The sequence below is a fragment of the Bradyrhizobium sediminis genome, assembly GCF_018736105.1.
Lineage (GTDB): Bacteria > Pseudomonadota > Alphaproteobacteria > Rhizobiales > Xanthobacteraceae > Bradyrhizobium.
On record NZ_CP076135.1, the window covers coordinates 3,984,019 to 3,998,521 of the forward strand.

At 61.7% G+C, this 14,503-nt stretch carries 10 protein-coding genes; 6 read left to right on the forward strand and 4 right to left on the reverse strand.

The features are described from left to right. Positions 1-164: 164 nt before the first annotated feature. The 3 genes from KMZ68_RS19165 (at position 165) to KMZ68_RS19175 (ending at position 4,822) form a co-directional block, all read left to right on the forward strand. Positions 165-3,155, forward strand: a complete 2,991-nt coding sequence (locus tag KMZ68_RS19165; RefSeq protein WP_215612745.1) for an FAD-binding and (Fe-S)-binding domain-containing protein — start codon at positions 165-167, stop codon at positions 3,153-3,155. Next, complete coding sequence (locus KMZ68_RS19170; protein WP_215605764.1) at positions 3,148-3,576, forward strand: GlcG/HbpS family heme-binding protein; 429 nt, start codon at positions 3,148-3,150, stop codon at positions 3,574-3,576. Before KMZ68_RS19165 ends, KMZ68_RS19170 begins: the two co-directional genes overlap by 8 nt. 247 nt (positions 3,577-3,823) lie before the next feature. Next, entirely contained in the window at positions 3,824-4,822 is a 999-nt protein-coding gene (locus KMZ68_RS19175; protein WP_215612746.1) for a glycosyltransferase family 2 protein, read from the forward strand. A 6-nt stretch (positions 4,823-4,828) separates the two neighbouring features. On the opposite strand, the gene KMZ68_RS19180 is transcribed toward KMZ68_RS19175, so the two are convergent. Next, a complete protein-coding gene (locus tag KMZ68_RS19180; protein WP_442780719.1) occupies positions 4,829-5,617 on the reverse strand; it encodes an ABC transporter ATP-binding protein in 789 nt (262 codons plus the stop codon). After that, the gene (locus KMZ68_RS19185) at positions 5,614-6,444 is read right to left on the reverse strand and encodes an ABC transporter permease (RefSeq protein WP_249779407.1); all 831 of its coding nucleotides are present in this window, start codon (positions 6,442-6,444) and stop codon (positions 5,614-5,616) included. Before KMZ68_RS19185 ends, KMZ68_RS19180 begins: the two co-directional genes overlap by 4 nt. Positions 6,445-6,719: 275 nt before the next feature. Here KMZ68_RS19185 and KMZ68_RS19190 point away from each other — a divergent pair, with 275 nt between their 5' ends. The 3 genes from KMZ68_RS19190 to KMZ68_RS19200 all read left to right on the forward strand — a co-directional run bounded on the left by KMZ68_RS19190 (position 6,720) and on the right by KMZ68_RS19200 (position 12,435). Further along, a complete protein-coding gene (locus tag KMZ68_RS19190) occupies positions 6,720-9,095 on the forward strand; it encodes a putative nucleotide-diphospho-sugar transferase (protein ID WP_215612747.1) in 2,376 nt (791 codons plus the stop codon). 61 nt (positions 9,096-9,156) lie between these two features. Then, positions 9,157-10,605: a glycosyltransferase family 2 protein gene (locus tag KMZ68_RS19195; protein WP_215612748.1), complete on the forward strand. Its 1,449-nt coding sequence runs from the start codon at positions 9,157-9,159 to the stop codon at positions 10,603-10,605. 198 nt (positions 10,606-10,803) lie between these two features. Then, positions 10,804-12,435, forward strand: a complete 1,632-nt coding sequence (locus KMZ68_RS19200) for an alkaline phosphatase family protein (RefSeq protein ID WP_215612749.1) — start codon at positions 10,804-10,806, stop codon at positions 12,433-12,435. A 6-nt stretch (positions 12,436-12,441) separates the two neighbouring features. On the opposite strand, the gene KMZ68_RS19205 is transcribed toward KMZ68_RS19200, so the two are convergent. Further along, on the reverse strand, positions 12,442-13,410 hold the full coding sequence (locus KMZ68_RS19205) for a Bug family tripartite tricarboxylate transporter substrate binding protein (protein WP_215612750.1): 969 nt from the start codon (positions 13,408-13,410) through the stop codon (positions 12,442-12,444). Between the two features lie 308 nt (positions 13,411-13,718). Beyond that, complete coding sequence (locus KMZ68_RS19210) at positions 13,719-14,501, reverse strand: enoyl-CoA hydratase/isomerase family protein (protein ID WP_215612751.1); 783 nt, start codon at positions 14,499-14,501, stop codon at positions 13,719-13,721. Positions 14,502-14,503 lie beyond the last annotated feature (2 nt).

Here is a 14,503-nt window from a genome sequence, read left to right on the forward strand (position 1 = left end):
TCGTGGCCGGAGTCTCCAACGTGGATCTGCTCGAGAGGGCCCATGGCGATCCGGCCGATTGATGGACAGGTCTTCATCGGCCGTCGAGGACGCCGGACACAGAGGTATTCCTTGCAAAGGCAGGACCCGAATGCAAGACATGGAAACATCACGAGATTGGACCGATGGCGGCAACGCAGACCGATAAGTCTGGAAATTCGGCTGAAAACAGCGCCCTTGCAGCGCGCCTGACCCGCGAGATTACCGGGGACGTATTTTTCGACCCGTTCAACCGCGGCCGCTACGCCACCGACGCCTCATTTTATCAACTCATGCCGGCAGGGGTCGTGATCCCCCGGACCATGGACGAGGCGCTGCGGGCGCTCGCGATTGTCCGCGACGACGGGCGGGTCGTGACGCCGCGCGGCGGCGGGACCTCGCAATGCGGCCAGACCGTCAATCACGGCATCGTCATCGATTTCTCCAAACACCTGAACCGCATCGTCTCGCTCGACGTCGAGAGCCGCTCTTGCGTGGTCGAGCCGGGCATCGTGCTCGACGACCTCAACCGGCAGCTCCGAAAGCATGGGCTGTGGTTCCCGGTCGATGTCTCCACCGCCTCACGCGCCACCATCGGCGGCATGGCCGGTAACAATTCCTGCGGCGGCCGTTCGCTGCGCTACGGCACCATGCGCGACAACACGCTGGCGATGGACGCGGCCCTGGCCGACGGCAAGCAGCTGCATTTCGGCGAGGTCAGTCCCGGCGACAACGGCCCCGATCTGTTTCGCGACATGCTCGATCTCGGCGCGCGCGAGGCCGCCGAGATCGCCGAGAAATTTCCGAAAGTGCAGCGCCGCGTCGGCGGCTATAATCTCGATGCGCTGGTGCCGCGCAATGCACCCAACAACTTGGCGCATCTGCTGGTCGGCTCGGAAGGCACGCTGGCCTTCACCACCCAGATCGAGCTCAAACTGTGGCCGGTGATCCGCAACAAGGTGCTCGGCGTCTGCCACTTCGGCAGTTTCTACGAGGCGATGAACGCCGCTCAGCATCTGGTGAAACTGCGCCCGATCGCGGTCGAACTGGTCGACCGCACTATGCTGGCGTTGGGCCGCGAGATCGCGATGTTCCAGCCGATCATCGGCACCGCGGTGCGCGGCGATCCCGATGCGGTGCTGATCGTCGAGTTTGCCGAGGAGGACCAGGCCGAGAATATCAGGCGCCTGAAACAACTCGGCGGGCTGATGGGCGACCTCGGCTTCGGCTGGAACAACCCGCAGCGCAAATGGGGCGGCGTGGTCGAGATCACAGAGCCCGCACTGCAAACAGGGATCGCCGAATTCCGCGCCGCCGGCCTCAACGTCATGATGTCGATGAAGCAGGAGGGCAAGCCCGTCTCCTTTGTCGAGGACTGCGCGGTGCCGCTGCCGCACCTCGCCGACTATACCGCCCGGCTCAACGAGATCTTCGCCAGGCACGGCACCCGCGGCACCATGTATGCGCACGCCTCCGAAGGCTGCCTGCATGTGCGCCCGGTACTCAATTTGAAGCTGGAGAAAGACGTCGCGGCGATGCGCGCCATCGCCGAAGACACTTTTGCGATGGTGCGCGAGTACAAGGGCTCGCATTCCGGCGAGCACGGCGACGGCATGGTGCGCTCGGAATTCCACGAGGCGATGTTCGGCCCGCGCATCATCGCCGACTTCCGCGAGGTCAAGCACCGCTTCGATCCGGACAATGTGCTCAATCCCGGCAAGATCGTCGATGCGCCCAAGATGGACGATCGCACGTTGTTTCGCTATCCGCCGGACTACCGCGTGCCTGAGCTGAAGACGGCGCTGGACTGGTCCACTTATCCCGGCGCCGGCGGCGGTTTCCAGGGCGCGGTTGAAATGTGCAACAACAACGGCGCCTGCCGCAAGCTCGAGGGCGGCGTGATGTGCCCGTCCTATCGCGCCACCCGCAACGAGAAGGACGTCACGCGCGGGCGCGCCAACACGCTGCGGCTGGCGATCTCCGGCCAGTTGGGTCCGGATGCGCTCGCCTCCGACGAGATGATGGACACGATGAAGCTCTGCGTGTCCTGCAAGGCCTGCCGCCACGAATGCCCCACCGGCGTGGACATGGCCAAGATGAAGATCGAGGTGCTGGCGGCGCGCGCAGCCCGGCAAGGGCTTTCGTTGCGCGACCGGCTGGTGGGCTATCTCCCCCGCTACGCCGCGCTGGCCTCGCGCTTCGCCCCGCTCGCCAATCTTCGCAACAACAGTCCCCTGTTGCGAAAGCTGTTCGAGAAATTCGCCGGCATCAGCGCGCGGCGCGCCCTGCCCGAATGGCGGCGCGACATGTTCCGGTCCGATGCCGAGACGGTCGGCCCGGCCGATGGCCGCGAAGTCGTATTGTTCGCCGATACCTTCAACCGCGCCTATGAGCGCGAAAACCTCGACGCCGCGCTGCGGGTGCTGGTCGCGGGCGGATACCGCGTCCACATTCCGAAACCCGTTGATAACGGCCGGCCGCTGTGCTGCGGGCGGACGTTCCTCTCGGCCGGGCTGGTCGATCAGGCCCGCACTGAGCTGGACCGGCTTGTTGCGACCTATGCGCCGTTCACCACGCGCGGCATGCCGATCATTGGCCTTGAGCCGAGTTGCCTCCTGACCCTGCGCGACGAACTGCTGTCGCTGCGATCCGACGACACCGCCAGGGGCATCAGCGCACATGCGCTGCTATTCGAGGAATTCTTGGTGCGCGAGGCCGAGGCCGGCCGGCTGCAACTGCCGCTCGGACCGGTCGCCGCGAAGACGATCGTACACGGCCACTGCCACCAGAAATCATTCGGCGCGTTCAAGCCGGTCGAGCAGGTGCTTCGGCTGGTTCCCGACCTCAATGTCGAGACCATCGAATCCAGTTGCTGCGGCATGGCCGGCGCGTTCGGCTACGGCGCCGAGACCTACCAGGCCTCGATGGAGATGGCTGAGCTGTCGCTGCTGCCCGCCGTCAGGCGCGCCGACGCCGCAACGCTTGTTGTCGCCGACGGCACCTCGTGCCGGCACCAGATCAAGGACGGCGCCGGGCGCGGCGCCCTGCATGTCGCGCGCGTGCTGGCGATGAGCCTCGACAACGCGCGCTCCACCCCCTATTCCTCGCCGATCACAAAGGATCCGATCCATGGCTGAACTGACCCTCGATGTCGCCCGCAAGATTCTCGATGCGGCGCTTGCCAAGGCCATCGAAAAGAAACTGAAACCGCTGGTCATCACCGTCCTCGATGCGCGCGGATGCGTGAAAATCTCAGCGGCGCAGGACGGCACCAGCCTGCTGCGCAGCGAGGTCGCCCATGGCAAGGCCTACGGCGCACTGGCGATGGGTATGGGTTCACGGGCGCTGTTCCAGCGCGCGCAGGAGCAGGCCTATTTCATCAGCGCGGTGAATACGATGGCGCAGGGCCGCTTGATCCCGGTGCCCGGCGGGGTTCTGGTCCAGGACGGTAGCACCCTGCTCGGCGCAGTCGGCGTCAGCGGCGACACATCTGACAATGACGAGATCTGCGCGATCGCGGGCATCGAGGCCGCCGGCTTGAAGGCCAACGCGGGATAGACGGCACCTCTGCAATTTCCGCAAGAACGATCGGCTGTCGTGCCGATCCGATACGCGCCGTCAACCGGAGGCGATGGCTCGCTCCATAGGCACACGTCCTTTGGTTACGCTTGGCCGTCGCGTCTTGCGAGCCAAGATCGATTGCCTATTGGAAAGCCTCTAAGATGCCGCACAGGCCGTAGCCTGGCTATGTGATTCATCATATTATTCATGGTTATTCTGTATTTATTTCCTGGACACTGAGTGAATGGACGACGAATTCAAGCGTGAATTGCTGGAAAGACTGAAAGCGATCGAGGAGCGGCTGGACGGCCTGGACACCAGCCAGAGCCAGCTGCAGGAGGCATACGCAAGGTCTCGAGCGCACCTCCGCAGGTTCTGGTTGCGTCCGCCGATGTGGACCTTCGAACAGCACTCCCCTCGCCCGCTCGACCTGCGTTCACTACCAGCGCCACCAAGTCTGCCAAAACACGTTCCCACCATCGCAGTCGTGACTCCGAGTTTCAATCACGGCCAGTTCCTGGCAGCGACAATCGACAGCGTGATCGGCCAAAACTATCCGGCGCTGTCATACCATGTTCAGGACGGCGGATCCGAGGACGACACCGTGGCTATCCTGAAAGGCTATGCTGACAAGATCAGTTGGCGCAGCGAGCCGGATAAGGGACAGTCCGATGCGATCAACCAGGGCTTCGCCGGCGTCGACGGCGACATCATGGCGTACCTCAACAGCGACGATATCCTGCTCCCCGGCGCATTGACCTATGTCGCCAAATTCTTCGCAGAGCGACCCGACATCGACGTTGTTTACGGGCATCGCATCTTTATCGACTATGCCGGCTCTGAAATCGGTCGCGCCATCTTGCCGGCGCATAGTATCGAGGCGCTGCGCTATGCCGGCTATGTTCCGCAGGAAACCATGTTCTGGCGCCGCCGGGTGTGGGACGCCGTCGGACCGATGGACCGCAACTTTCACTATGCGCTGGACTGGGACTTCATGTTGCGGGCGCAAGCCGCAGGATTCAAGTTCGCGCGAGCGCGACGATTTCTCGCCTGCTTTCGCGTGCATGACGCCCAGAAGACGACCAAGAACTACGAACTCGGACGAAAGGAGATGCAGAGGCTGCGCTTGAGAAACCTCGGCTACGTCCCATCCCAGCTCGAAATATCCCGTGCGATCGCGCCCTATTTGCTACGTCAGTTTATTTGTCACTGGAGCTACCGGCTCGGTCTTTTGAGACATTGATCGGCGCTATTGCCCTTCGGCAACCGACTCCGTGTATTGCTTGATGACATTGCCGATCGGCCCCAGCTCCCTGACGCGGCCCTGATCCAGCCAGACGCCCATGGTGCACCAGCGGCTGCACAGCTTGAGATCATGCGAAGCCAGCACCATCACGCTGGCGCGCTCAATGAAATTCTGGACCCGCGCTTCGGCCTTGCCCATGAAATGCGCGTCGCCGGCCAGGATCCATTCATCCATCAGCAGAATTTCCGGTTTGAAGCACGTCGCGACCGCAAAACCGAGCCGCAGTATCATTCCGGTCGAATAGGTCCGCACCGGCATGTCGAGGTAATCGCCGAGTTCGGTGAATTTGACGATGTCCGGCAGGTGCTCTTCGATCGCGCCGGGCGACAACCCGAGCAGAAGGGCTCGCAGGCGAATGTTCTCATAGCCACTCAGATCTGCATCGATTCCGAGACTGATGTCGAACATCGGGGAAATCCGCCCGTGCGTGACGACACGGCCTTCGATGGGCTCGTAGATTCCCGCCATGGTCCGCAACAACGTGGTCTTTCCGGCGCCGTTGGCCCCGATCAGCGCCAGCCGATCTCCCGCCGACAGCGAAAGCGACACCTCGCGCAACGCCTCGATAATGATCTTGTGATTCGCGTCGCGCCCGATCTTGCCCGCCGATCCATGGAAGAGCACACGCTTCTTCAGGGAACGCGAACCTCCCTGATAGACCGGAAACGAAACCGACACCCGGTCCAGGCTGACGATCGGCTCGCGCTCTCCTACAGACATCATCGAACTCATATCCAGTAAGCAATCCTGGCGCGAAAACGGACAAAGACCAGAGTTGTCGCAACGAGATTTACCGCCGTCATCGCCAGCGTCGCCATGACCGTTTGCGCGGACGGCAGGGAGCCGAGCAAGGGAGCACGCACGCTCTCGATCAGGTGAAACAGCGGGTTTGCGTAGGCAAGATATACACGCGAGCCGAGCAATTCCGGAGCCCAGATGATGGGCGTGATCAGGAACGCCATCTGGATGAGGCTGGTTATGATGCGGGGGATATCGCGAAACCTCGCGGAAACCATTCCGATGGCAAGGCTGACGAGCAGAGCGTTGAACACCAGCAGCAGAAATGCCGGAATGGCGTACAGCGCGACCGCTCCCGGCCAAACCTCGAAATACAGGATCAACGCGATGTAGATCGGCAGATCATGCGCAAACAGGATCGCCTTGCTGAAGACAAAGCGGAAGGCGTGAAGCGAATAGGGCAAGCGGATCTGCTTGATGTAACTCTCCGAGCTCGAGAACAGCGTGCCGGCGTCTACCAGGATCGAACTGATGAAGCCCCAGACAATCAGTCCAGCACAGACATATGGCAACAGCTGCTGGATCGGCATGTTGAATAGCTGCGAGTAGATCGCCCCCAGTGCAATGACCGTGATCGCCGTGTTCGCCGTTGACCAGAACGGCCCCAGCGTGGAACGTCGGTATCGATAGAGGATGTCATTCCAGCCAAGCTTGATCCAAAGCGGCCGCAGCTTGATGGCGGTCACGAAGTCGGCGATCGCGAGATTAAACTGGCTGGTTGGGTTTCGTTTTTCGAGCACAACCACGGATCCCTGAAACAAAAATCTATCCTACCACAAGCAATACCGGCCCGAGTAAGCTTGCTGAGGTCGAAAGAATACCGGTATCACCTCGACAGAGCAGCTCCAATAACCCCGCGCATCCGCCTCGGCGGCGCCATCGCCGCAGTCTCTTTCTTCGGCCATCGCATATCCAGGTTGCAGATGATACGAACATCGGTCTGAATGCAGGCATCCGGTCAACACGGCCGGAATCATCGGATCCAGTGATTTGAAAGAAACGAGACTGCGGCTGTTGACGGACTGGGAAAGACTACATGACTGGCGCTGTTCACCCAACGGATTTTAGGCCTGTCGTCGCCTTGTTCTGCACGCGCGGGATGGAAGATTTCCTGTCAAACGCCATTAAGGGAATTTTGCAGACAGGCGTCGAGGCCAGTCAAATCCATGTTGGTTGCCCCCTCAATGCGCAGAGATCGGTGAAGAGCGTCGCAAGATCGCATTCCTCCGATATTCAGGTAATCTCCAGCCAGGAACTCTCCGGGAACGCGGGCGGGATGACGGAGTATTCCCGCTTCGGATCGCGTCCATTTACCGATATTTCATGGAGGAAGATACTTTTCCTTCGGCAATTGATTGGGATTCACCCGCGTGTGGTCTATGCGGACCTGGACGTTTCCTGGATGAGGAATCCGCTTCCGTATCTCATTCAGGTGGCGATGGTCTATCCAATCGCCATCCAGACCGAAGGGTTACCTCGATTCCCGCCTGCGCTGTGCCTGGGATTTGTGTCGCTTGCGAAAACTGAAACGGCGTTCGCCTTTCTCGATGCTTTGATCGCGCTTCGCTCCACACAGCTCGGCGGCGGCGCCAGCCTCGACGATCAGGCCGCCTGCCAACAGCTCATCGAAGACGACGTCACATGGCTGCGCGATATGTATTTCCTGCCCGAGGCGCTATTCCTGAATGGGCTTGGCTACCGAAATTTGCAGAATGCCGGCGAGTGTCCGTGTCCGATGGAAGGTGAGCTTCTGCCGTTCGTGTTCCACGCAAACTGGACGGTTGGAATTGACAACAAGCGCAAGCTGCTGGCCGCCACAGGCACCTGGCTGGCCGGAGAAACGCCACCGGCCGACCAGTCGACGACAACGGGGGAATCCCTGCCGGATGCCGCGCGCGACGCTGCAGCGCATATGGAATCGTCTCCGTTGTTCACGGTCATTTTCCCCGTCTTCGATGTCCGCGGCGATGTCGCTGAGCGCGTCCGGCACTGGATCGAGAGGCAGGACCTAGACGGCAAATTATACCGCGTCGTGGTGGTTGCTGACACCGACGCGGACCTCGACGAGGCATCTCTGCAAAGGGGGCTCCGAAGCCAGGATGCCATTCTGCGCGTGCCGGGCACCGGACGCGAGGCCGATCATTGGAACGCCGGAGCGCGCGAAGCGAAGACGCCCTGGCTGCTCTTTGTCGAGGCTCATGGCGTGCCCCAACGCGACAGTCTGTCCGCCCTCGCCGCCTGGATTTCGGCAAACCCCGACGGCGAAGCCTGCAATTTCCGGATCGAAAACATCAACGGTCATCTGGTCGCCGGCCTCATGCGGCGATGGTTTGCCGATATCCAGTCCGGTTGGGCCGCCCGATCGACGTGGCCGCGCCTCCATCGTACGGCGTTCGCAATTCGGCGCGACGTCTTCGAGGAGATCGGACCTTTTGAGGCGGAATACGGGCAGTTTGCGCCGCCGCTGCTTTCCGCCCGCATGGACCAGTCCGGTCATGTCATTTCCGCGATCCCGACCTCCGTCATCATGCATGACGACGCGCGGGAGATGTCAGCTCATCACGACGATACGGCGAACTACGTGCGCGGGGAGATGGCTGCACGGACAGCGAACGATCCCGCCTTTTTCGAGAGATATTTCGGCCCCTCGCCGGGTCAGGGTCCAGACATGATCGTGTCGGCGCGGCAAGCGCGCAGCATGATCGCTGGTCTGGTAGTGGCGGCGCTGCACCGGCCGCGCGAGGCCTTCCAGCTGTTAAAGCAGACCTGCGCCCTTTGGCCGGCAGCATCGATGGGCTTGCGAGGCCGGGCGAGGCTGCTCGCCATGCGAACCCGTGCAGATGAAACAGTGGTGATGCGCCTGCCGGTTACGGACGGGATACGGTGGACACGGTTTCTTGCGGCCCATAGCCGCCTCATTCGCACCGAGCAGATGTATTGGATAGCGCGCAATCCATTGCCATCCCTGCAAACCCGGGTCGGCAAGCGAAGGTGGCCGATCGCCACGATCGGTCAGCATGCCATTGTCGGCCTGCATGCCCTGGAGCATCCTGGCGAAGAGGGTTTTCGCTGGACCCAGCCGGTTTTCCTGCTGCGCCTTGCACTCGTTGCCGGCAAGGGAGTGTTGGCCCTCGAAACACGAAATGTCCGCCCCGGTATCAATGTGTCGGACATCGTTGTTGTGGCCGGAGGACGGATGCTGTCGCCACAGGATATCGCGCTCGATGAGGCCGGAAACCTGAAGATCGTTATCAAGGCTCCAACGCCACCGCCCGGCGAAATCGATATCGTCGTCATCGTGCAAGAGCTGGCCGAGCCGCCCGCCGATAACGCGCATGGCCGCCGTCTCGGGCTACCGCTGTTTTCCGTTGGCTTTGAGTGCGCTGGTCCCGGCAACAAGTCCGGAGTTTAGGCGGTGTCGCGTCCCAAGAGCGCAGATCATGTGCGACCACCCGCGGGAGGAGCCTGACCCATTGGATCCGCTATTTTCAATCATCATCCCGTTGGAATTTCACCGTGGCCAGTGGAAGCGGTGCTGGCAAGCCTGGAATGCTCAAACCGTCGACAAATCCATCTACGAAATCATTCTGGTCGTCCCCCACTATTTTCAGGAACCAGGGCTCCTGAATGAGCTTTCTGGATGTCGTCTGGAATTCTCGTCCGGCACACATGACATGGATTTGTGCGTTGCAGGCGCGGCGAGAGCGCGCGGAAGATACCTGGTTTTCACGGAGGCGCACTGCTGGCCGGAACCGGACGCGCTCGAACTCTGTCAGGAGGCTATTGATGCCAATCCCGACTGGGTCGGATTCTCATGCCTATCGATACCGACCACCCACAACTGGCTATCCGAAGCCGAAGCAGGTATGTACGAGGCAGATATCGCGTATGCCATGCAAGTTCATCCATGGCGCAAAATCCTCGACCAGTGCTTCGTAACCGACCGCGACGCTTACGAACGTTGCGGTGGCTTCCAAAGCGGCCTTGGACATTTCGCCGAATGGCTGCTTGCCGCCGATTATTTTCAGCACGGTTACAAACTCGGCTACTTTCCGAAGGCAAGATTCCATCACTACTATTCCGGATCGCTAAGCGATCTGAAGGCCTTCACGCTCGATTTCGTGACCGGAGAAATGCGCTATTTTGGCCGGGAGCACGACGGCCGCGATAGCCGACTCTTCGAGATTCCGCCAGAATGGATTTGCCAGGGAAATTTCGACCGCGATACGGCACGCGCCGTGGTGCGCATTGCGGTGCAAAGCTTGTGGCCGCTTCGAGAGTCATATCGCGATTTACCGAGGTCGATGATCCGGATCGGACGCTGGATCATTCCCGCAATTTTTGGCGACAGGATTGCGCGGGTTTCCGCGGCGGCAGCCGCTGCATATGCGCGGATAGTCCTGCTGCTCGCGATCTGGATCGGCTCCAGGAAATGGCTGAACCACCGATTCACGAAGTATGTCACGGCGCTGATCAGGGCTCAACGACTCGCGACCATCGAGACGCAACACCGGAAAGAACAGGCGACGTTACGGCCGGGCTACGTCGGATTTGGCCTTGATGCCTTCACGCTTGAGGCCACCGGCTTTTATCCACTGGAGCGACATCAGGGAATTCAGTTTCGATGGAGCGAAACGGCGGCGGCCGTAGTTATTTCCGCTCCCGCGGGGCGACATAAAGTACGCATTGATTGTCTTCCGGTCCGTGACCTGACGGACGCGAGATCCGATTTTCGCTTTTACATCGATGGCGCGCGCATTTCATCCAGCCAGCTGTCGATCGAAGCAGACCGGGTCAACATCGATTTCAACTTGGCGCGCCCCCAAATCGTCAGGCTGGGATGGACGTGCCTGCCCTTGATCGCCGTCGCCGACCCTCGTCAACTCGGCTTACCTGTCGAGCAGGTTGATTTAATCTCATGATTCCGCAGCAAACCGCGCTCCGATCGATGACGCTCGAGAAATTCCGGTCCCGCGAACGATCGCCGTTACGGTCCCCAGCCAGCCGCCCTCCCGCGTACGGCTCAAGATTTCACGCGCAGCCAAATTCCTGAGGCAGATTGTCATTTCGCCTGCAATATCGCAGCATCGTGGCGTCTGAAGCCGCGGAAGTATCTGACCATGTCACCTCCCAAGAACGTCCTTTGGATCATGTGCGATCAGCTTCGCTATGATTACCTGGGTTGCACCGGACATCCCACCCTGAAGACGCCGAATATCGATGCGATGGCCAAACGCGGCGTGCGGTTCTCGAACGCCTATGTGCAGTCGCCGATCTGCGGCCCCTCGCGGATGTCGTTCTATACCGGCCGCTACATGCGCTCGCACGGCTCGCACTGGAACGGCTGGCCGCTGCGCGTCGGCGAGCCGACGCTCGGCGATCACCTGAGGAAAATCGGGGTGCGTAACGTGCTGGTCGGCAAGACCCACATGACGCCGGACCTCGAAGGCCTGAAGATGCTGGGGATCGCGCCGGACTCGATCATCGGCGTGCATGTGGCCGAATGCGGCTTCGAGCCCTATGAGCGCGACGACGGCCTGCATCCGACCGGCAGGCCGCGCCCGAAATACGACGCTTATTTGCGCGAGCGCGGCTATGAAGCGCCCAACCCGTGGGAGCACTGGGCCAATTCCGGCGCGGACGACGACGGTAGCTTGCAGAACGGCTGGCTGCTGGTGCACGCCGACAAGGCGGCCCGCGTCGCGGAGGAAGATTCCGAAACGCCCTACATGACGCGCCGCGCGATGGATTTCATCACCGAGGCGGAAGCGGACGGGCGCCCATGGTGCATGCACCTGTCCTACATCAAGCCGCACTGGCCCTACATTGCGCCCGAGCCCTATGCCAGCATGTATGGGCCCGGCGACGTGCTGCCGGCGGTGCGCTCGGAGCAGGAAAAGCAATCCGCGCATCCGGTGTTCGCCGCCTACATGGACATGCGCTACTCCCGCAACATGTCGCGAGACGAGGCGCGGGTAAAAGTCATTCCGACCTATATGGGCCTGATCAAGCAGATCGACGACCAGATGGGCGTGCTGATGGATTTTCTCGAAGCCCGCGGCCTGCTCGACACCACCATGATCGTATTCACCTCCGACCACGGCGATTATCTCGGCGACCACTGGATGGGCGAGAAGGACCTGTTCCACGATGCTTCCGCGAAAATCCCGCTGATCGTGATCGATCCGTCCACCGCGGCCGACGCCACGCGAGGCACGGTGTGCGATGCGCTGATCGAGGCGATCGACCTGGCGCCGACCTTCATCGACTATTTCGGCGGCAAGCCGCCGGATCATATTCTGGAAGGCCGTTCCCTGATGCCGCTGCTACGCGGCGAGCGGCCGCCGGATTGGCGCAAAGTGGTCTTCTCGGAATATGACTACTGCATGCAGGATGTCCGGCTGAAGTTGAACCAGCCGATCGAGCAGTGCCGGCTGTTCATGGTGTTCGACGGCCGCTGGAAATATGTCCACGCCTCCGGCTTCCGGCCGATGCTCTACGACCTCCAGGACGATCCGCAGGAATTGACCGACCGCGGCGAAGATCCGTCCTGCGCCGGTGTGATCGCCCGGCTGCAGTCGGCACTGTTCGAATGGGCGCTGCACCCCAAGGGCCACATCACCACCAGCACTGAGAAGATCGCTGCCTATGCGGAGAAACAGCTCCAGGTCAGGAACGGCATTCTGATCGGAATCTGGGATGAAGCGGAGCTGTCGGCGATCCGGAAGAAGATCGGCGTCCCGCCCGCCTAGGATCGCTCAATTGGTGATCTTGTAACCCGAGGCCTTGACGATCGGTTGCCAGAACGCGGTGTTGGCGGCGAGTTCCTGGGTGAGGCCTTCAGGCGTGGTCCCGACCGGAATCAGGCCGATCGCCAGCAGCTTGTCCCGGGCCTCGGGCTTGGCGAGCGCGGTGGCCACCGCCTCGCTCAACTTCTTGGCAAAGACAGGCGAACTTCCGGCCGGCAGCCACATCCCGTACCAGGCGTCTGCGACCAGCTCGATGCCATTCTCCTTCAGCGTCGGCACTTCGGGCAGGAACGGCGAACGCGCAGCACTACTCACCGCCAGAATCCTGACGCCGCCGGCGCGGTGCTGCGGAATCGCGTCGGCGATGGTGGTGACGCCGAACGGCAGATGGCCGCCGATCAGGTCGTTGATGATCGGCGCGCTGCCGCGATAGGGCACGCGGGTCATTTTCATGCCGAGTGCTTCTTCCAGCTTCAATCCCGTGAAATGCGGAATGGTGCCGTTGCTCGGCACGCCATAGGTGGCCTTGTCCGGGTTGGCCTTGAGCCAGGCTACCAGTTGCTTGAAGTCCTTGGCACCGATGGTCGGGCTCGCGACGACGCCGAACTCGAAGCGCACGAGCTGCGAGACCGGCACGAAATCCTTCGCCGTATTGAAACTCGGCACCGTCTCCACCATCGGCAGCAGGTACATGGTCGGACCGGTGGTGACCAGGATCGTGCTGCCATCGGGGTTGGCGTTCATCACCGACTTGATTCCGATCAGGCCGTCGCCGCCGGTGCGGTTCTCGACAATGACGTTGCGATCGAGCAGCGGGGCGATGTGCTGGGCCACGATCCGGCAAAGCGCGTCGCCGCCGCCGCCGGCCGCGAAGGGAAAGACGATCCTGGTCAGCGGCCCCGACTGGGCGAACGCATCGACCGCTCTGGCTGACAACGCCAGACCGGCGCACCCGGCCATGAAATTACGGCGATCCATGTTTCCCCTCCCCGGCAGGCGATTTTGCCACTACAGCAGACTAGACTACTCACTGGCCTTTGGCCAAACTGGACTCGGCGCAAGGTGCGATCGCTCAACGGGTGCAAACGCCCTGCTGCGCGCGAGCCACCGCTCGGCCAGCCACGCTTCCCGGCCGCAAGGCCGGCGCGGTTCCCGCTCCCAAGCAAAAATATCGAAAACAACCCCATGCAAAGTAAGAAGGGGTCGCCGGGATGGATCCTTTGCCCGTGAAAACATTTTGACACGTCGGGCAAATCACCGGCACTATTCCAGCATCGCAACTCCCCCTACTTCCCCGGCCAGGACGGCTTGCGCTTTTCGCCGAACGCCTTGAGCCCCTCTTTGGCGTCCTCGGTCATCGCCAGCAGCGCGATCTGGCTTTCGGTATAGGCGATGCTTTCGTCGAACGACATCGAGGCGATCGCGCGCATGGCGTACTTGCCGCGCCGGATCGCGGTCGGCGACTTGTCGGTGATGCGGCCGATCAGCCAGTCAACCTTGGCGTCGAGCTCGGTTGCCGGCACCACGTAGTTCAGAAGCCCGGCAGCCTGCGCAGTGTGCGCGTCGAAGGGCTCGCCGGTCAGCGCCCACTCGTTGACAAGGCGGCGCGGCGCGATCGACTGCAACAGTGCCATCACCTGCATCGGGAACACGCCGACCTTCACCTCGGGCAATCCAAAAATCACATTGCCGGCGGCGACCGCCATGTCGGTCATGCACAACAATCCCATGCCGCCGGCCATGCAGACGCCGCCTACCCGCGCAATCGCCGGCTTGGTGGCGTTCTGCGACAGCCGCAAGAGATCGGCGTAATCGACGTTGGGCCGGGAAAAATCCATCGCGAAGGCGGCGCCGCTGTTCTGCAGGTCGGCGCCGGCGCAGAACGCCTTGTCGCCCGCGCCGGTCAGGACGATGACGCGGACGTCCTTGTCGTCATGCGCTTCCCGATAGCCCCTGGCGATGCCGGCGATCACGTCGCCATTGAGGGCGTTGCGCTTGTCGGGCCGGTTGATGGTGATCCAGAACGCCTGTCCGCGCTTCTCGCGTATCACGCTGGTATTGTCGGTCATTG

Coding starts and splice junctions, on each gene's coding strand:
- KMZ68_RS19180 (WP_442780719.1), bottom strand. CDS start 5,617: ATGAGTTCGATGATGTCTGTAGGAGAGCGCGAGCCGATCGTCAGCCTG.
- KMZ68_RS19200 (WP_215612749.1), top strand. CDS start 10,804: ATGTCACCTCCCAAGAACGTCCTTTGGATCATGTGCGATCAGCTTCGC.
- KMZ68_RS19190 (WP_215612747.1), top strand. CDS start 6,720: ATGACTGGCGCTGTTCACCCAACGGATTTTAGGCCTGTCGTCGCCTTG.
- KMZ68_RS19205 (WP_215612750.1), bottom strand. CDS start 13,410: ATGGATCGCCGTAATTTCATGGCCGGGTGCGCCGGTCTGGCGTTGTCA.
- KMZ68_RS19175 (WP_215612746.1), top strand. CDS start 3,824: ATGGACGACGAATTCAAGCGTGAATTGCTGGAAAGACTGAAAGCGATC.
- KMZ68_RS19210 (WP_215612751.1), bottom strand. CDS start 14,501: ATGACCGACAATACCAGCGTGATACGCGAGAAGCGCGGACAGGCGTTC.
- KMZ68_RS19170 (WP_215605764.1), top strand. CDS start 3,148: ATGGCTGAACTGACCCTCGATGTCGCCCGCAAGATTCTCGATGCGGCG.
- KMZ68_RS19165 (WP_215612745.1), top strand. CDS start 165: ATGGCGGCAACGCAGACCGATAAGTCTGGAAATTCGGCTGAAAACAGC.